This window comes from Thioclava sp. NS-SX20 (assembly GCF_057380695.1).
The window spans coordinates 1,244,191-1,261,951 of sequence record NZ_CM170816.1; the positions used below are offsets into that span (position 1 = coordinate 1,244,191).

Here is a 17,761-nt window from a genome sequence, read left to right on the forward strand (position 1 = left end):
CCTTGCTTTACGTCAGTTGGTGACTTTGGTCAGGTAATGCGACGCCAGCGCACGGGCCTCGGCATCGGTATAAGCGATGGTATCCAGACTTAGCGCCGAATTGCAAAGCCCCTGACGTGCCGACATCTCGTCCAGCACCTCTTCGACCACGGTGGCCATATCCAGAAAACCGATCCGGCCATCGATAAACCCGTCAAGCGCGATCTCTTTGGCGGCGTTGAAGGCCGCCCCCGCCGTGCCGCCGATCTCCATGACCTCATAGGCCAGCCGCAGCGCCGGATAGCGCGCGGCATCGGGCGCACGGAAGGTCAGCGCACCGAGCTTGGCCAGATCCAGACGCTCGACAGGCAGCTCGGCCCGTTCGGGCCAGTTGAGCGCATAGCCGATGGCATGGCGCATATCGGGCGCGCCCATATGCGCCATCAGCGCCCCGTCGCGAAACCCGACCAGCGCGTGCACCATACTTTCGGGATGGACAAGCACCTCGATCTTCTCGGGAGCCACGCGGAAAAACTCGCGCGTTTCGATGATTTCCAGCGCCTTGTTGAACATCGAGGCGGAATCGATGGTGATCCGCTGCCCCATATTCCAGTTCGGGTGGCTGGAGGCCTGCGCCACCGTCGCGGTGGCCAGCTTTTCCATCGGCCAGTCACGGAACGCCCCGCCCGAAGCGGTGATGATAATGCGCTCGACCGCCGAGATATCCTCGCCCACCAGCGCCTGAAACACGGCAGAATGCTCGCTATCGACAGGCAGGATGCGCGCACCGTGACGCTCGGCCTCGGCCAGAAGCAAAGGCCCTGCGGTCACCAGGCTTTCCTTATTGGCCAGCGCAAGCGTGGCCCCCTGTTTCAGGGCGCGGAACCCCGGTGCAAGACCCGCAGCCCCCACGATCGCCGACATCACCCAGTCGGCAGGGCGCTCGGCAGCCTCGATCAGGGCCCGTGTACCTGCGGCGGTCTCGATGCCGGTGCCTGCAAGCGCCTCGCGCAGCGCGGGAAGACAGTCGTCATAGGCGGTCACCGCCAGTTCGGCCTTCAGCGCGATGGCCTGTTCGGCCAGACGCCGCACATTGCGCCCGCCCGTCAGCGCCACGACCTGATGATCGGATCGCTGCAAGAGATCGAAAGTGCTTTCGCCAATAGACCCCGTCGACCCGAAAACTGAAATGCGCATTGTTTAACCGGCTGCCGTCAGCGGCAGCTCTCCGAATTGTGCAAGAAGAAGAAGCACCAGCACCACGCCGATCAGCGCGTCGAAACGGTCCAGCACCCCCCCGTGACCGGGGATCAGCGACGAGCTGTCCTTGACCGCCGAGCGCCGCTTCAGCCAGCTCTCGAAAATATCGCCCAGCTGACCGGCAAAGGCCAGAAGCGGGGACATCCAGATCAGTGCGGCGCCTCCGCCCAGCTGCACAAAGCCGAAGCCGAGAACCAGCGCCCCGACCCAGCCTGCCACGGTGCCGGACCATGTTTTCTTGGGGCTGATCTTGGGCCAGAATTTCGGCCCGCCAACCATGCGGCCCACGAAATAGCCCAACACGTCGGAAACCACGACCACACAGATGATCCAGGTGATCGCCCCCACACCCTGCCCTTCACGCAGAGCCACAAGCCCGTAGCCCGTCAGCATGATCGCCAGCGCATAGCTGGTGAAAAAGCGCCGGTCGCGGCGCGGACGCCAGAGCCCCGCGATGGGCGGCAGGATCAGAAGCGGCAGGTAGAAGGGCGAATGCATGAACAGGATCAGCGCCAGCGTCCCCGCTGCGATCAGCCCCAGAAGGATGGCGCGTGTGGTGCGGTCGGGGGCCGTCATCGCCGACAGCTCCCAGATCATCAGTCCCGTCACGATGCAGCAGACGGTGGCAAAGGCCAGACCGCCCCAGCCCACCGCGACCGCGCCGATCGCCGCCATGACAATCGCGGATGCGACCCGCTTGCGCAGATCCCCCCAGCGTCCAGCCGTCTGGGTCATGCCTTCACCCCGCCAAAGCGCCGGTCGCGATTGCCGAACCGCGCCAAAATCCCTTCCAGCTCTGCCGGTGTGAAATCGGGCCAGAGTGTCTGGGTGAATTCATATTCCGCATAAGCGGCCTGCCAAGGCAGGAAATTCGAAGTACGGGTCTCGCCGGAGGTGCGGATCACCAGATCCGGATCGGGCAGCCCCGCCGTATCGAGGCGGGCCTCAAGCGTGGCCTCTGCGGCGGCTGTCAGCGCCTCCTCGGAAATCAGACCGGCAGCAAAATCCCGCGCCATCTGCGCTGCCGCACGGCCCAGTTCATGCCGTCCGCCATAATTGATCGCCACCGTCATGGTCAGGCGGTCATTATGTTTCGTGCGGTCTTCGATACTGGCCATCAGCCGCGCCAGCTTGCCATCCAGCCGCCCGCGCGCACCGATAAAGCGCATCCTGACACCAAGCGCCGAAAGCGAATCCGCCTCTTTCTCGATATAGCGCGAGAAAATGGCCATAAGGCCCAGCACTTCCTCGGTCGAGCGTTTCCAGTTCTCTGTCGAAAACGCATAGACCGTCAGGTAGCGCACGCCGAGCGAGGGACAGATCTTGGTGATTTCCTTGATCCGTTCCGCACCGCGCCGGTGACCGGCCAGACGCGGCCAGCCCCGGTTTTTGGCCCAACGCCCGTTGCCATCCATAATGATGGCAACATGGCGTACACCGTAATCGATGTCGCCACCTTGCGTCGAAGCCGACAGGTCCTTGCCCTGCTTTCGCTTGCTCAGCGCCATTTGGGCCGCCTTTCGCACTGCATTCCGTCGAGGCTCAGACCTGCATAATCTCGGCTTGCTTGCCCTCAAGCGCCTTGTCGACCATCGCCGTATATTTGTTGGTCAGGTCCTGAACTTCGCCTTCCCAGAGCTTCACATCGTCTTCCGACATGCCATTGCCCTTGGCTTTCTTGATCTGGTCCATCCCGTCGCGGCGCACGTTGCGCACGGCCACACGCGCGGATTCCGCATAGGAGGCGGCCACTTTGGTCAGCTCGCGGCGGCGTTCCTCGTTCAGCTCGGGGATCGGCAGCATGATGATGGTGCCGTTGAGCTGCGGGTTGATGCCCAGACCGGATTCGCGGATGGCCTTTTCAACCTTGCCGACCATGCCCTTGTCCCAGACATTGATGGTGACCATGCGCGGCTCGGGCACGTTGACCGTGCCAAGCTGGTTGATGGGGGTGATTTGACCATAGGCATCAACCGTGATCGGGTCGAGCATGGAGCCCGCCGCACGACCGGTGCGCAGCGAGGCAAATTCGGTTTTCAGCGCGCCCATTGCGCCTTCCATGCGGCGCTCCAGATCATCGGTGTCGATTTCGAAATCGTCAGACATGTCGTCTCCGTCTGCTTCTTTGTCTTGCTTGAACAGTATCTAGCGCGCAATCACGCAAATGTATAGGCCGCGCGGGTGCGGGCGGGTCAGCCCTGCACGCGCGTATAGGTCCCCTGACCTGCCAGTATCCCCTTGAAGCCGCCCGGCTCGTCCAGCGGGAAGACGATAATCGGCAAGTTATTGTCGCGTGCCAGCGCAATCGCCGAGGCATCCATCACCTTGAGGTTCTTTTGCAGCACCTCGTCATAGGTCACATGGTCATAGCGTTTGGCATCGTCGAATTTCTTCGGATCTTTGTCATAGACCCCGTCGACCCCGTTCTTGCCCATGAAAATGGCTTCGCAGTTCATCTCGTTGGCGCGCAGCGTCGCGGCGGTATCGGTGGTGAAATAGGGGTTGCCGGTGCCGGCCGCGAAAATGCAGATGCGTTTCTTCTCGAGGTGGCGCACGGCACGGCGGCGGATATAGGGCTCGCAGACCTCATCCATCGGGATGGCCGAGATCACACGGGTATGGATACCAAGCGCCTCAAGCTGCGCCTGCATACCAAGCGCGTTCATCACGGTGGCCAGCATTCCCATATAGTCGGCGGTGGTGCGCTCCATGCCTTGGGCCGAGCCTGCCAGACCGCGGAAAATATTGCCGCCGCCAATCACCATGCAGATCTCGACGCCCAGATCATGGACGGATTTCACTTCGCTGGCGATACGGGCAACGGTTGGCGGGTGCAGGCCGTAGCCTTGGTCGCCCATCAGGGCTTCCCCCGAGATTTTCAAGAGGACACGTTTATACTTCGCTGCCGGGTGTTGGTCCGCAGACATCTCGGGTTCCTCATTTGTCAGTTGTCATCGGGGCGCAAAATGTCGCAAATGCGCGTCGGGTTCAACTCGGGAAATGCGCCGAATGGCGGTTTCGGCGATATTTGGTAACATCCGACTTGAGGTAACTTCGTGCAGACGGGCGATATCGTGGAAAATCTTGAAGAAAATCGTCCGGTTGTGATTGGGGGCGCGACTGCGAGCGGAAAATCGGCGCTGGCGATCGCGATTGCCAAGGCGCAAGGGGGCGTGGTGGTGAATGCCGATGCGCTTCAGGTCTGGTCCTGCTGGCGCGTGTTATCGGCCCGCCCGAGCCCCGCAGAAGAGGCCGAGGCCCCTCACCTGCTTTACGGCCATAAGACACCGGGAGAAAACTACTCGGTCGGGCACTGGTTGCGGGAGGTGGCGCAGATCCTTGACGCGCATCGTGCGGGCGGGCCGCGCCCGATCATCGTTGGCGGCACGGGCCTTTATCTGAGCGCGCTGACCGAGGGGCTGGCCGATATTCCCGCAACGCCGGAGGCCATCCGGCTTGAAGCCAACCAGCGGCGCGCAACCGAAGGCGCCGAAGCCCTTCTGGCCGAGCTGGACCCCGCCACTGCCGCCCGCATCGATACGCTCAACCCGATGCGCATCCAGCGCGCATGGGAGGTGCAGCGCAGCACAGGGCGCGGACTGGCCGCATGGCAGGATGACACCCCGCCGCCTCTGCTGCCGCGTGATCAGGCCCATTGTCTGGTGATCGAGGCCGATCGCGACTGGCTTGCCAAGCGGATCGACCGCCGGTTCGATCTGATGCTGGAACAGGGCGCAATCGACGAGGCCCGCGCCGCGCTGCCCTATTGGGACCCGCAGGCGCTCTGGGCCAAAGCCATCGGTGCGCCCGAACTGGTGGAACATCTGCTGAGTCGCCTGACGCTAGAGGAGGCGCGCGCACTGGCGCAGGCGGCCTCGCGCCAATATGCCAAACGCCAGCGCACATGGTTTCGTAGCCGGATGAAGCTCTGGCACAAGATACCGCGCCGCTGACCTCCCAGCCCTGCCGAAATGCAAAAAACGCTTGGTCAAAGCGCGACACCGGTCTTAGTCTTCCAGACGGGGTGTATCCGAGTGCTCGGAGTTTGTTATGGCAATTTTTTCTGCAAGGCCGTTTTCTGCAACCGGACGTTCTTTACCGATTGATCCCCCAGATCTCCGCTCTCCCCCGCTCTCCGGCACATCCTCTGCGCCGCCGCCCTACCGGCTGGAGCCCATCGCGCATCTGTCGCAGGCCGGACGCTGGCGGATGGAGGCCCTGCGCGCCCTGTCCGAACCCTGCCTTTACTGGATCACCCGCGGTCAGGGCCGTGTGACAATCGGCGGCATCCAACGAGGCTATGGGGCCCATAACGCGCTTTATCTGCCAGCCGGTATCATGCATGGGCTGGAAATCAGCAATACAACACAAGGGCTTGTACTGTTTCTCGGGCAAGATCACGATCCCTCCTTTCCGGCGCATCCCCACCACCTGCGTATACGCGACCTTCAGGACCAGAGCGAACTGACGGGCCTGCTGGACAATCTCGGGCGCGAGACGTGCTCTACCAGACCCGCCGCACCCCGCGCCGCCCAGCATTATCTCGGCCTGCTATCGGTCTGGCTGGAGCGTCAGATCGCGCTGTCACCGCGCGACGATCTGCGCGGCAAGGCCACGCGGCAACTGGTCAACCGTTTCACCGCCCTTGTGGAGCGCGACTTCCGCGCGACCCAAAGCGTTTCGGATTACGCGATGAAGCTGCGGGTCACGCCCACCCATCTGTCGCGTGCCTGCCGTGATGCCTGTGGCCGTCCGGCTTCGGATCTGCTGCAGGAGCGGCGGCTTTACGAGGCCCGCAAACTGCTGCACGATACCGACATGCCCATCAAGGACATCGCCGCGCGGCTGGGGTTCCGCAGCCAGACCTATTTCGCGCGCAGTTTCCATAGCCAGACCGGGAGCACGCCCAGTCATTTCCGGCAGACAAGGCCCTGACACCTCGGCCATTTTGCCCTCGGCATAGCGCAGAGCAATGAGCCAGCCCTTACATCTTGCGCCCTTCAACGCGCTTGACCGGATATCACTCCAGTGGCGATAGAGAGGGAAACGGCTGCCCCCGCCCTTGGCGGGTCTCTTTGGCGAACACCTTGCAAAAAGGCTCTGCCAAGGCGTTCCCCTGCCTGCCCGGCCCTTTCAGGGAGCATGTTCAACGGAGGCATGGCTCCGGAAAGAACCAGAAACACCACGCCCCTAGGGGCGCAGGTCTCGCGTGACCTAGCGTTTCGTGCCCATGCCCAGCCCTAGCCCCTGCTGTATCAGCCCCAACTCAAGGCTGATCTTGCGGCGCTGCGCATCGACATGCAGCTCTGTCGCCTGAATACGGCGGGTATGATGGGTAATCTGGCGCAAAGCGCGGCCATGATCGTCATGGGAACGGGTCTCGCGATCCACACAGGACCGGTCATCCTCCAAGACAGGATCTGTCGCACTCTCCCGCGACAAGATACGGGACTGGTACATACACACTTCCTCCCTACTGCAAGCCAGTTTCAACTGGTTACAGTCAGGAGGTTACATGAAACAGTTAACAAGCATTTAACAGTTTTCAGCCCAACCCCGTTATGACGAAAACTTACTTTCGCCAAACGTGCATTTCCGGGCCGCGCTGCCTAGTCTTCGGGCAGGCGACAGATATCGGAGCGCGTCAGAAACCGCATCGGGCGCCCGTTATCAAGGCTGAACTGGCCGCCACCCAGACCGGGGATCGCATCGATGATCAGGTCCGTATGCTTCCAGCCCTCGTATTGACTGCCGGACATGTAAACGGGCATTCCGCCGATCTCGCCCAGCTTCACGTCATTCTCGCCAAGCCGGAATTCGCCCTGCGGATAGCACATCGGCGCAGAGCCATCACAGCACCCGCCGGATTGGTGAAACAGAACCGGACCATGCTCGGCCACGATCTCCGCCAAAAGCGTCAGGGCGGGTTCGGTTGCGCTGACCTGTGTCATGCTCTTTCCCTTCTTGGCAGACCGCCCGACCCTCACGGGCCGGGCGATCCGGAACATTTTACCCTCAAGCGGCGCTTAGAAGAAGCCCAGCTTGTTCGGGTTGTAGCTGACCAGCATGTTCTTGGTCTGCTGGTAGTGGTCGAGCATCATCTTGTGGGTCTCGCGGCCGATACCGGACTGCTTGTAGCCACCGAAGGCCGCATGCGCCGGATAGGCGTGGTAGTTATTGACCCAGACGCGGCCCGCTTGGATGTTGCGACCGAAGCGGTAGCAGGTGTTCGCATCGCGCGACCAGACGCCCGCACCCAGACCGAAGAGCGTGTCATTGGCGATTTCAAGCGCCTCATTGGCATCCTTGAAGGTGGTCACCGAGACAACCGGTCCGAAGATCTCTTCCTGGAAGACGCGCATCTTGTTGTGACCGCGCAGAATGGTCGGCTGGATGTAGTAGCCATTGGCCAGCTCGCCCGACATTTCTGCCGCCGCACCGCCGGTCAGCACTTCCGCGCCTTCCTTACGACCGATATCCATATAGGACAGGATCTTCTCTTTCTGCTCGGCCGAAGCCTGCGCACCGATCATGGTCGCCGCATCACGCGGGTCGCCCTGGATGATCGCCTGGGTGCGCTTGATGGCGCGCTCCATGAACTGCTCGTAGATGTCTTCCTGGATCAGCGCACGCGACGGGCAGGTGCAGACCTCGCCTTGGTTCAGCGCGAAGAGAACGAAGCCCTCGATCGCCTTGTCGAAGAAAGCGTCATCTTCGCGGCAGACGTCGGAGAAGAAGATGTTCGGCGATTTGCCGCCCAGCTCCAGCGTCACCGGAATGAGGTTTTCCGACGCGTATTGCATGATCAGACGGCCGGTGGTGGTTTCACCGGTGAAGGCGATCTTCGAGATACGCTTGGACGACGCCAGCGGCTTACCGGCTTCGAGGCCGAACCCGTTGACGATGTTCAGCACGCCCGGCGGAAGGATGTCGGCGACCAGTTCCGCGAAGACCATGATGGTCGCGGGGGTCTGCTCTGCCGGCTTCAGAACGATACAGTTGCCTGCCGCCAGTGCCGGTGCCATTTTCCATGCCGCCATCAGCAGCGGGAAGTTCCACGGGATGATCTGGCCGACAACGCCCAGCGGCTCGTGGAAGTGATAGGCCACGGTGTCCTCGTCGATCTCGGACATGGTGCCTTCCTGGCTGCGCAGGACGCCTGCGAAGTAGCGGAAGTGGTCGATGGCCAGCGGAACGTCTGCCGCGCGGGTTTCACGGATCGGCTTGCCGTTATCCCAGGTCTCTGCCGTTGCCAGCAGTTCGAGATTGGCTTCCATGCGGTCCGCGATGGCCAGCAGGACAGCGGCGCGCTGCGCGGGCGAGGTTTTGTGACCCCAAGCCTCTTTTGCGGCATGGGCGGCATCAAGCGCGTCATCGACGTCCGAAGCGTCGGAGCGGGCGATCTCGCCGATCACACCGCCGGTGAGGGGCGTGATGTTCTCGAAATAACGGCCCGCATTCGGAGCTTTGAACTGACCGTTGATGAAGTTGTCATAACGCTGACGGAAAGGCGAAACCATCACGCCTTTGAATTCGGATGCCAGATCATTGGCCATTTTTGTCTCCTCCCAAAGAACTCCGGCATATGCGCCGGTCTGGATGTATCTTTACAACAAACAACCGCTTTGCATAGGCGCTATGCATAGGAAGAAAGTCGTAGATGTCTCACAGGTGAGACAGCCCGCCTTCTGCCCGCCGCCAGACACGCGGTCAGACACGCGGCCGCGTCAGACCTTCAGGCCCAGAAATTTTGCCTTGCGATAAAAGGTTGCGCGCCCGATCCCCAAGGCACGGGCGGCAGCGGTCACATTGCCCCCGCTGCGCGCCAGAGCACGCGACATCTCGGCCCGCTGGGCGGCATCCAGCCCCTGTTTGGGGGCCAGATCCAGCAGATCGGCGGCGGGAATCGTCCCCAGCACACCGCAGTTCAGGTTCAGCCTGCGCCGTGCCGCGCGGGTTGCCCCAACCACCAGATCATCGCGGTCAAGCGCCAGCAACGCCACGCTCTGGCCACCGCTTTCCTCTTCGGCCAGCGACACGATCCGCGCATCGGAATATTGCGACCGGAACAGCGCCGTCTCGATTCGCTGCGCGGTGTCCTGAACGCTGACCGCCAGCAGCCGCGCATAAGAGGCATCCAGATCCAGACGCGCGGAGCTGACATCAATCACCCCCGACAACAGCCCGCTCGGTCCGAAAATCGGGGCCCCGCTACAGCACAGCACGGTATTGCTCTCGCGGAAATGATCCTCGCGCCAGATCGTGACGGGGCGTTCCTCGGCCACACAGGTGCCGATGCCATTGGTGCCTTCGGCCTGCTCCGACCAATCGGTGCCGGTGACCAGATTGCAGGACTGGAACCCGTCGATATCGGCGCTGCGGATACGTTCATCCAGCACGACACCATGCGCATCCGACAGAAAGACACTACAACCGCTATCGGCCACGGTCGCGGCGAGCCGGTCCAGATGCGAGGCCGCCAGCCGGATCATCGGGCCGACGATCTCCTGCCGGTCACGAATCTCGTTGGATGTCAGGCGTTCGCGGCCCGGTGCAACCGAAGGGTCCAGTTTGTGGTGAATAAACGAACGGCGCCAGCTTGCAGCGACGCCCGAACGTCCTGCCGCAGAATTCGACGCAATCACAGCCTGAATACGATCGCTATGACGGTCTTTCATGGACTCTTGCATAATACGCAAATTGAAAAGCCTCCCCTCTCTTCCCTGCACAAGCGAAGGATAGGCCGGAAGCGCTTTTCAATGCAAACGCTGTCTGAGCAATGGGCGCCGCTCAGACCCGAAGTCAAGGAGATCAAAGCTCTCCGTCTTCGTCATCCTCGCCTTCATGGCGCTTGCCGCGGAAGCCTTGCGCCACCACGAACTTCTCCGAACTATCCGAGCGGGACGCCGGAGGTTTGACATTGGCAACCTTCGTAAAATTCTTTTTCAAGATGGTCAGCAATTCGTTTTCTGCCCCACCTGCCAAGACCTTAGCCACAAAGGTGCCGCCCTCTTCCAGCACATCGAAGGCAAAATAGGCGGCCGCTTCGCATAAGGCGATGATGCGCAGGTGGTCGGTGTTCTGGTGCCCCGATGAAGCCGCCGCCATATCGGACATCACCACATGGGCCGTCCCGCCCAGCCACGCCTTCACCTTATCGTCAGCACCCTCGGAAAGGAAATCCAGCTGGTGCACTTCGGCCCCCGCAATCGCATCGACCTCCTGCAGATCGACGCCCAGAACGGTGCCCACCTTCTTGCCCGATTTCTCGCCAAGCGCGTTCACACGCTTGACCGCCACCTGACACCAGCCCCCCGGCGCACAGCCAAGGTCAACCACCCGCGCCCCCGGCACGAGGAAGCGGTATTTGTCATCAAGCTCGAGGATCTTGAACGCCGCCCGCCCGCGATAGCCTTCCTTGCGCGCCCGCGCGACATAGGGGTCGTTCAACTGGCGCTCAAGCCAGAGCGTCGAACTCAGCTTGCGGCCCTTTGCCGTTTTGACCCGCACGCGCAGATCGCGCTGGCCCCGACCCGAGGTGTTCTTGCCCGTAGGTGTCTTGACCATACTCTACTCCAGTTCTTCAAGGACGCCATCGGCGGCCATCTGTGCATATAACAGGCCCTCGCGCAGGCCACGGTCGGCCACGGAAAGCTGGTTGGTGGGCCAGACCCGCATCAGGGCCTGCAGGATTGCCGCCCCCGACATGATCAGCGAATGACGGTCCCGCCCGATGCGCGGGTCAAGCCGCCGCCCGTCAGGCCCAAGCCGCAGGAAGGACCGGATCACCCCGTCAATCTCCGAGGTGTTCATCATCAGCCCGTCAACCCGATTGCGGTCATAGCGACGCAGGCCCAGATGGCAAGCAGCAACCGTGGTGACCGTGCCCGAGGTGCCGATAATCTGGAAGCCTTCCTGCGGGCTGCCCGAGGCATAGGGCGTGAAATCGGCAAGCTTTTCCTCGAAAAACCAGCTCATAAGGGCAAAGCGCGCCGCATCATCCTCGACATCGCCATATTGGTCCTTCAGCGTGGCCACCCCCAAAGGCACCGAAATCCAGTCGACCACCCGCGCGGCAGGCCCCGGCATGTTGCTTTGGTCAAATCCGTTCGCCAGCCGCATGATGGCCCGCGCCCGATCTCCGGGCGGGACATCCTCGAGGTCGATCCACACGAGTTCCGTCGAGCCGCCCCCGATATCGACCACCAGCACCTGCTCGGTATTGGGCCGCACCAAAGATCCGCAAGAAATCACCGCAAGGCGGGCCTCTTCTTCCGCCGGAATGATCTCCAGCGGCAGGCCGGTCTCGCGCCGGACATAGCGGATGAAGTCACGCGCGTTGCGGGCGCGGCGGCAGGCCTCGGTGGCCACCAACCGCATCCGCTTGACGCGGTGTTTCTCGATCTTGCGGCGGCAGATCTGCAACGCCTGCACCGTTCGCGCCATCGCAGAGCGCGACAGCCGACCCGAGGCTTCCAGCCCCTGACCGAGTTGGACAGCTTTCGAGAAGCTGTCGACCACATGGAACTGAGAGCCCTTCGGACGGGCAATCAGCATGCGGCAGCTATTGGTGCCCAGATCCAGCGCAGCATAAAGCTCGTTGGAGTCTGGACTCGGGCGCACGGGGTGCTCTACCGATATATTCGGGAACGCGCCCGCAGCCCTGGGACGCTTGGGCGTCATGGTCACGCCCTCCGATTTCAAGTTGCCTCCAATCTATCCACTCCCCTCCGGAGTATCAAGAGAGCCAAAGCAAATCCGCCCCGCGAATAGCCAGACCGTCTACACCTGAAATGACACTGGATACGGCCCCGAATGCGGCAGTGGCCTGTCCGGCTCCGGATCTCTTGCGTGATCCTCAGGCGCGATCCGCGGGTCCGCGCATCGAATCACGAATAGGCCGCGCTGCGATATTCCCATTCAGCCGCCCATCCCGTAGAAAAAGACCAACAGGAGATCTGACATGACCGAAGACATCTATAGCCATCTCACACAGCTCGGCGGCGAGACCAAGCTGCCGCTCTCGCCCGATCAGGCGGTTCTGGAACGCGTGCCCAACCCGCATCCCGGCACGCGCTATACCGTGCGCTTTGTCGCCCCCGAATTCACCTCGCTCTGCCCGATGACAGGGCAGCCCGATTTCGCGCATCTGGTGATCGACTATATTCCGCGCGACTGGCTGGTAGAGTCGAAATCGCTCAAGCTCTTTCTGGGATCGTTCCGCAATCATGGCGATTTCCACGAAGCCTGCACCGTCGGCATCGGCAAGCGCCTTGCCGAAACACTGGACCCCGAATGGTTGCGCATTGGTGGCTACTGGTATCCGCGCGGCGGCATTCCGATTGACGTCTTCTTCCAGACCGGCCCCCAGCCCGAGGGCGTCTGGATCCCCGATCAGGGCGTTCCGCCCTATCGTGGCCGCGGCTGAGCAGGCTTTCACAGTGAGAAAAAACGCGCCCCCTTTCGGGCGCGTTTTTGTTTGCGCAAACGATCCGCAGGCACCGCTTGACTTCCGGCCCCTAGGGAAACTAAACCTTTAATTGTATTTTAACAGGAAAGATCAACTCACAATAAGCATGTTTATAATACCGTAACCGATATGCGCGATCTTCTCCTTACGTAAAGCGTTCCGGCGTCGCTCTTCACCCCATTACGCGATCCGTCGAAGCGCTCTCATTCCCGCCCGCACTTGATGGCAGCCTGTTCGGGCGGGAATGAACGTCTTGATTCTGAAGGCCCATCAGGAACGTAAACGGAACATTTTGAGCTTGCTCATAAAACGGCCAGCCTGCATCCCGTGAAAAAGCGGAAATCTATGGCTCTGATCGTTAAATATTAGCTTAAGTTTGAGAAACAAACCGTTGAATTGCCAAGATTTCACCCAAGGATCAAAGGGCTTTATGGCGGGAATGTGACCAAAACCCTCGATTTCAGGGGCATCATCGGAAAAGATGGTCTCATTGCGGCAAAATGAAGATGCGACCGACGGATTTCGTCCAAATTTGCCTTAAAGTTTATACAATCGTAAACCAAACGTTTACTCACGAAGATGCACGTTTTAGCGTGTAGTGGGGTAAAATAACTGGGGGAACGCACTGCCATGCGGTTCCAATTTCTGCGTAATGCAGTGAGACACGAGGGGTCGTGTCCACTGCGCTCATTGGCTATGCCCAAGAGCAACTTTACAAAACGTGTTCTAGCGGGTCTGACCGCTGGCACGACGGCTGCGCTTCTTTCGGGATGCACGGTCGATCACCCGAAAGTCACGCCATCCGCGCGGGCTTCAACTGCCGCATTTGCGGCCTCGCATGATGACCTGTCACGACAGGTCGCGCCGCGTGTGTCATCCAGCAATATGGCCAGCAACAGCCAGCTTGCCACCGATTTCCTCGAACTCGGGTTCGAACTTGAATCGGGGCGGCCTCTGGCACAGTTCACGCGTTTCGAGGGGCCGATTTCGGTGGTTCTCACCGGCAAGGTTCCGGCGCGAGCGCCCAGCGAGCTGGGCACGCTGATCTCGCGGCTACAACGCGAAGCGGGCATACCGATTTCGGCTAAAACCGGTAATTCCAACAGGATAACGGTCGAATTTGTGCCACGACGCGAGATGCGCAGCCTGGTGCCAAGTGTCGCCTGTTTCGTGACGCCCAATGTCACCTCCTGGGAGGAATACCGCAAAACGCGGCGTTCCGCGGTCTCGGACTGGACACGCGTGAAGCAGCGGACCCGTGCGGCGGTGTTCATTCCGGCAGATGTGTCCGCGCAAGAGCTGCATGACTGCCTGAACGAGGAAATCAGTCAGGGGCTCGGGCCGCTGAACGATCTGTATCGCATTCCGGATTCGGTCTGGAATGATGATAACTTCGTCTCCACCCTCACCCGTCATGACATGACGATCCTGCGGGCCTGGTATGATCCGGCACTGCATTCGGGCATGAGCCAGCCCGAAGTCATGGCGGCGCTGCCCGCTGTGCTGTCGCGGATCAATCCCTCGGGCGGGCAGTTCAGCCGCGTGCTGTCGGACCCGACACCGCGCAGTTACGAGGATGCCGTGAACCGCGCGATGGCCTCGGGCGGGGCCGGTCGTCGGCAGGCGGCGGCGCGGCAGGCGATCCAGATCGCGGCGGCGCAGGGCTGGACGGATACCCGCATGGGGTTTGCATGGTATCTTCTGGGACGGCTGTCGCCCAATGATCCCAATCAGGCGCTTCAGGCCTATCTGAAAGCCAGCGAATATTTTGCGATCACGCCACGGGCCTATATGCAGACAGCGCATACCGATATGCAGCTTGCGACCTTTGCGCTGGGGTCCGGACGCGCCGATCAGGCCATCCGCCTCAGCACACGCGGATTGCAGAATTCCAGCGCTTCGGGCAACGGAAAGCTGGCCTACGAGCTGCAAACGATCCGCAAGCAGGCGCAAAAAACGCTGGGACAGAGCGGCGGCGCGATGATGGCTTTCGCGGAATGATCCCGACGGGGCCGCTGCATTTTCCTGTAGCGGCCCCGTCTATTACGGCTGTCTTTTGCAACCGGATATGCCACACTGGCTCCCGACCCGCCCATAAAGATACCCGAGATGTTCCGTCCCTTCCTTCTTTGCCTCCGCCAGCATCAGGTGCCCGTATCCTTGCGGGAATATCTGGCCTTTCTGGAAGGTCTCTCGCGCGGTTTATGTCTGTATGACAGCGAGGCGTTCTATTATTTCGCCCGCAGCGCGCTGGTAAAGAACGAAGCCCATATCGACCGGTTCGACAAAGCTTTCTCTGCCACTTTTCAAGGACTTGAGACGCTTTCTTTAGACGATGTCCTTACCGCCTTCGATCTGCCTGAAGAGTGGCTGACAGCCCTTGCCGAGGCCACGCTCAGCCCGCAGGAAAAGGCCTTGATGGAGGGTGCGGGGAGTTTCGAAGAGCTGATGAACACCCTGCGCGCGCGTCTGGCCGAACAGAAAGACCGTCATCAGGGGGGCAGCAAATGGATCGGCACGGCGGGTCGGTCCCCCTTCGGGGCCTATGGCTATAATCCCGAAGGGGTGCGGATCGGGCAAGATAGATCGCGTGAAAGACGTGCCGTAAAGGTCTGGGACAAGCGGGAATTTCGGGATTTCGATGATGGTCTCGATCTTGGCACGCGCAATATGAAAATCGCGTTGCGTCGTTTGCGGCAATGGGTGCGCGAGGGCACCACCACCGAGCTGGACCTGCCCAACACGATCCGCGCCTCCGCCGATGCGGGCTATATCGATGTCAAAACCCGTCCCGAGCGGCGCAACGGTGTGAAACTGTTGCTGTTTCTGGATGTGGGCGGCTCGATGGATGACCATATCACCTTGGTGGACGAGCTGTTTTCGGCCCTGAAAACCGAGTTCCGGCAGTTCCGTCACTTCTATTTCCATAACTGTCTTTACGAATATGTCTGGACAGAGAACCGCCGCCGCTTCACGGAGCGGCTGTCGACATGGGACATCCTGCACCAGTATGGCAACGATTACCGCTGCATCTTTGTCGGCGATGCGGCCATGTCGCCATATGAAATCGCGGTTGCGGGTGGCGCCAATGAACATTGGAACGACGAGCCGGGCCAGATCTGGCTGGAGCGCGCCCGCCAGCAATGGCCGCGCCATATCTGGCTCAACCCCGCGCCGCAGTCTCTGTGGGCCCGGACCCACTCCACCCAGATGATCCGGCAGATCTTCGAAAACCAGATGTATCCCCTGACCTTGGACGGTATCTCCCAAGGGGTAAAGGCACTCTCATGAACTCCAATCTCATCCGCTGCCACCGTATCTGGTGCCGCCATCGGCTACTCTCGCTGGTCTTCGTTCTGGCGGTCGGCCTGACGGCGGTCTTTGCCTGGCACACGATCGACCGCGCGGTTTACTGGGCCGATCCGGGGCATCACGAAAGAACGCCGGAAAGCTGGATGACACCGCGTTATATTGCCCGCTCATGGGACCTGCCGCAGGATCGGGTTGAGGTCCTGCTGGATCTGTCCGATCAGACCGAGCTGGGGCATAAACCGAGATTGCGCGATCTGGCGCGCGCGGAAGGAGTACCGGTATCCGTCTTGATTGACCGTTTAAAAACAGGTCTGCCCGCTATGGTCCGCGCGGAGCAGAGCCCATGATGGCGCAGCTGACAGACCAGCTTCTGGCGCTGCTTCCTCTTTGGGGGCCGTGGCTGATTGCACTGGTTACCTTCGGCAGTTGCCTTGCCCTGCCCGTGCCCGCCTCGCTCGTGATGCTGGCAGGCGGCGCCTTTGTGGCCTCGGGCGATCTGGATCTGTGGTCACTGTTTCCGGCGGCGCTGCTGGGGGCGGTCTGCGGTGACAGGCTGGGCTATGCTATCGGGCGGATCGTGGCCCGCCACCTGCCCGAACCCGAAAGCAAGCGCGCGCGCCTTATGGCCAAGGCGCTGACCCGTCTGGACCGCAATGGCGGCTGGGCGATCTTCCTGTCGCGCTGGCTGTTCTCGCCGCTTGGCCCCTATGTCAACTTTGCCGCAGGCACCGCCCGTTATCCGCGCCACCGCTTCTGGCTGGCCTCGGTTGCGGGCGAAAGCGTCTGGGTCTCGCTCTATATCGGGCTGGGCATGGTGTTCGGGACCAATCTCTCGGCGGCGTCGGATCTGGCGGGCAGCATCATCGGCACGATTGCCGCCGCCACGGTCGCGATTTTTCTGGGGCGCTGGCTATGGCGCAGTGTCCGCCGCAAGGCACCGCATCAGATCTCTGATGCTGAGGGAATGCTGCCGGAGGTCCCCGTCGAGGGCCTACCGCAGGTGTCCGAATGATACGGCTTCTGGTTCTTCTGCTGCCGGTGCTGGCCGCAGTGGTGATGTGGCAGGTCTCCGCATGGTCCCTTGCGCGGCGCCTTGATAAAAGCGCGACACGCCTGAAGGACCCTTTGTTGCTGGCAGGGGTCGACCGACTGGCCGCCGCGATGGAGTTGCGCGCCATTCCGGTCTATGTGCAGGAAGTGCCCACGATCAACGGCCTTGCCGCGCCGGACGGGCGGGTATTCCTGACACGCGGCTTCCTGCGGCGCTACGAAAGCGGCGAGGTCGGCACCGAAGAGTTACTCTCGGTCATCGCGCATGAGCTGGGGCATGTGGCACTGGGGCATTCGAAGCGGCGGATGATCGACTTCGCGGGACAGAACCTTGTGCGGATGCTGATCTTTTCGGTTCTGGGGCGGATGGTGCCGTTTCTCGGTCCGCTGCTGGCCAATCTGGCCACGCGGGCTTTGGCCGCGCGCCTCAGCCAGCAGGACGAATACGAGGCCGATGAATTCGCCACCGCGCTGATGATCAAGGCGGGCTACGGGGCCGAGCCGCAAATCCGGCTTTTCGAAAAGCTCGATGCCCTGACCCGGCAGGGACCACGCAGCACCCCCGCATGGCTGATGACCCATCCCGAGACCCGCCTGCGGGTCGAGACCATCCGCCGGAATGTTGCGAAATGGACGGGCACGGGATCAAAGTCGCCATCGGCCCCGCCTTCGGGCCGCCTGCAATAATTC

General features: G+C 61.5%; 19 protein-coding genes. 8 read left to right on the top strand and 11 right to left on the bottom strand.

From position 1 onward, the window contains the following. Positions 1-12 precede the first annotated feature (12 nt). The 5 genes from dxr to pyrH form a co-directional block, all read right to left on the bottom strand. The gene (gene dxr, locus AC2ISB_RS06165) at positions 13-1,176 is read right to left on the bottom strand and encodes a 1-deoxy-D-xylulose-5-phosphate reductoisomerase (protein WP_486576643.1); all 1,164 of its coding nucleotides are present in this window, start codon (positions 1,174-1,176) and stop codon (positions 13-15) included. A gap of 3 nt (positions 1,177-1,179) precedes the next feature. After that, positions 1,180-1,974 carry a phosphatidate cytidylyltransferase gene (locus tag AC2ISB_RS06170; protein WP_339107378.1) on the bottom strand — a complete coding sequence of 265 codons (795 nt, stop codon included), beginning with the start codon at positions 1,972-1,974 and terminating at the stop codon, positions 1,180-1,182. Beyond that, the gene (gene uppS / locus AC2ISB_RS06175) at positions 1,971-2,747 is read right to left on the bottom strand and encodes a polyprenyl diphosphate synthase (RefSeq protein WP_406720814.1); all 777 of its coding nucleotides are present in this window, start codon (positions 2,745-2,747) and stop codon (positions 1,971-1,973) included. Before uppS ends, AC2ISB_RS06170 begins: the two co-directional genes overlap by 4 nt. A gap of 34 nt (positions 2,748-2,781) precedes the next feature. Continuing rightward, a complete protein-coding gene (gene frr / locus AC2ISB_RS06180; RefSeq protein WP_339107380.1) occupies positions 2,782-3,345 on the bottom strand; it encodes a ribosome recycling factor in 564 nt (187 codons plus the stop codon). 86 nt (positions 3,346-3,431) lie between these two features. Beyond that, on the bottom strand, positions 3,432-4,166 hold the full coding sequence (gene pyrH / locus AC2ISB_RS06185) for a UMP kinase (RefSeq protein WP_339107381.1): 735 nt from the start codon (positions 4,164-4,166) through the stop codon (positions 3,432-3,434). Positions 4,167-4,310: 144 nt separating this feature from the next. Between pyrH and miaA the strand changes: the two genes are divergently transcribed. Further along, complete coding sequence (gene miaA, locus AC2ISB_RS06190) at positions 4,311-5,192, top strand: tRNA (adenosine(37)-N6)-dimethylallyltransferase MiaA (RefSeq protein ID WP_486576760.1); 882 nt, start codon at positions 4,311-4,313, stop codon at positions 5,190-5,192. A gap of 97 nt (positions 5,193-5,289) precedes the next feature. Then, the gene (locus AC2ISB_RS06195) at positions 5,290-6,174 is read left to right on the top strand and encodes a helix-turn-helix transcriptional regulator (RefSeq protein ID WP_486576646.1); all 885 of its coding nucleotides are present in this window, start codon (positions 5,290-5,292) and stop codon (positions 6,172-6,174) included. A 279-nt stretch (positions 6,175-6,453) separates the two neighbouring features. Here the strand turns inward: AC2ISB_RS06195 and AC2ISB_RS06200 are convergent, their stop codons facing one another. The 6 genes from AC2ISB_RS06200 to AC2ISB_RS06225 form a co-directional block, all read right to left on the bottom strand. Then, entirely contained in the window at positions 6,454-6,699 is a 246-nt protein-coding gene (locus AC2ISB_RS06200; RefSeq protein WP_339107383.1) for a hypothetical protein, read from the bottom strand. 149 nt (positions 6,700-6,848) lie between these two features. Next, positions 6,849-7,190, bottom strand: a complete 342-nt coding sequence (locus AC2ISB_RS06205) for a DUF779 domain-containing protein (protein WP_406736502.1) — start codon at positions 7,188-7,190, stop codon at positions 6,849-6,851. A 75-nt stretch (positions 7,191-7,265) separates the two neighbouring features. Next, positions 7,266-8,795, bottom strand: a complete 1,530-nt coding sequence (gene adh, locus AC2ISB_RS06210) for an aldehyde dehydrogenase (RefSeq protein ID WP_339107385.1) — start codon at positions 8,793-8,795, stop codon at positions 7,266-7,268. A 171-nt stretch (positions 8,796-8,966) separates the two neighbouring features. Next, positions 8,967-9,917 (bottom strand): helix-turn-helix domain-containing protein, encoded by a 951-nt coding sequence (locus AC2ISB_RS06215; protein ID WP_406720818.1) that lies wholly within the window; start codon positions 9,915-9,917, stop codon positions 8,967-8,969. 133 nt (positions 9,918-10,050) lie between these two features. Continuing rightward, a complete protein-coding gene (locus AC2ISB_RS06220) occupies positions 10,051-10,806 on the bottom strand; it encodes an RlmE family RNA methyltransferase (RefSeq protein ID WP_339107387.1) in 756 nt (251 codons plus the stop codon). A 3-nt stretch (positions 10,807-10,809) separates the two neighbouring features. Beyond that, entirely contained in the window at positions 10,810-11,922 is a 1,113-nt protein-coding gene (locus AC2ISB_RS06225; protein ID WP_339107388.1) for a Ppx/GppA phosphatase family protein, read from the bottom strand. Positions 11,923-12,202: 280 nt separating this feature from the next. Between AC2ISB_RS06225 and queF the strand changes: the two genes are divergently transcribed. From queF to AC2ISB_RS06255, 6 genes are all read left to right on the top strand, one after another. Beyond that, positions 12,203-12,667: a preQ(1) synthase gene (gene queF, locus AC2ISB_RS06230; RefSeq protein ID WP_339107389.1), complete on the top strand. Its 465-nt coding sequence runs from the start codon at positions 12,203-12,205 to the stop codon at positions 12,665-12,667. A 738-nt stretch (positions 12,668-13,405) separates the two neighbouring features. Continuing rightward, positions 13,406-14,710 (top strand): DUF2927 domain-containing protein, encoded by a 1,305-nt coding sequence (locus AC2ISB_RS06235; RefSeq protein WP_339107390.1) that lies wholly within the window; start codon positions 13,406-13,408, stop codon positions 14,708-14,710. 108 nt (positions 14,711-14,818) lie between these two features. Next, complete coding sequence (locus AC2ISB_RS06240) at positions 14,819-16,000, top strand: vWA domain-containing protein (protein ID WP_486576648.1); 1,182 nt, start codon at positions 14,819-14,821, stop codon at positions 15,998-16,000. Next, on the top strand, positions 15,997-16,368 hold the full coding sequence (locus AC2ISB_RS06245; protein WP_406720821.1) for a hypothetical protein: 372 nt from the start codon (positions 15,997-15,999) through the stop codon (positions 16,366-16,368). Before AC2ISB_RS06240 ends, AC2ISB_RS06245 begins: the two co-directional genes overlap by 4 nt. Then, the gene (locus AC2ISB_RS06250; protein WP_486576649.1) at positions 16,365-17,033 is read left to right on the top strand and encodes a DedA family protein; all 669 of its coding nucleotides are present in this window, start codon (positions 16,365-16,367) and stop codon (positions 17,031-17,033) included. Before AC2ISB_RS06245 ends, AC2ISB_RS06250 begins: the two co-directional genes overlap by 4 nt. Then, positions 17,030-17,758 (top strand): M48 family metallopeptidase, encoded by a 729-nt coding sequence (locus AC2ISB_RS06255; protein WP_486576650.1) that lies wholly within the window; start codon positions 17,030-17,032, stop codon positions 17,756-17,758. The genes AC2ISB_RS06250 and AC2ISB_RS06255 overlap by 4 nt, the downstream gene beginning before the upstream one ends. The last annotated feature ends 3 nt before the right edge of the window (positions 17,759-17,761 follow it).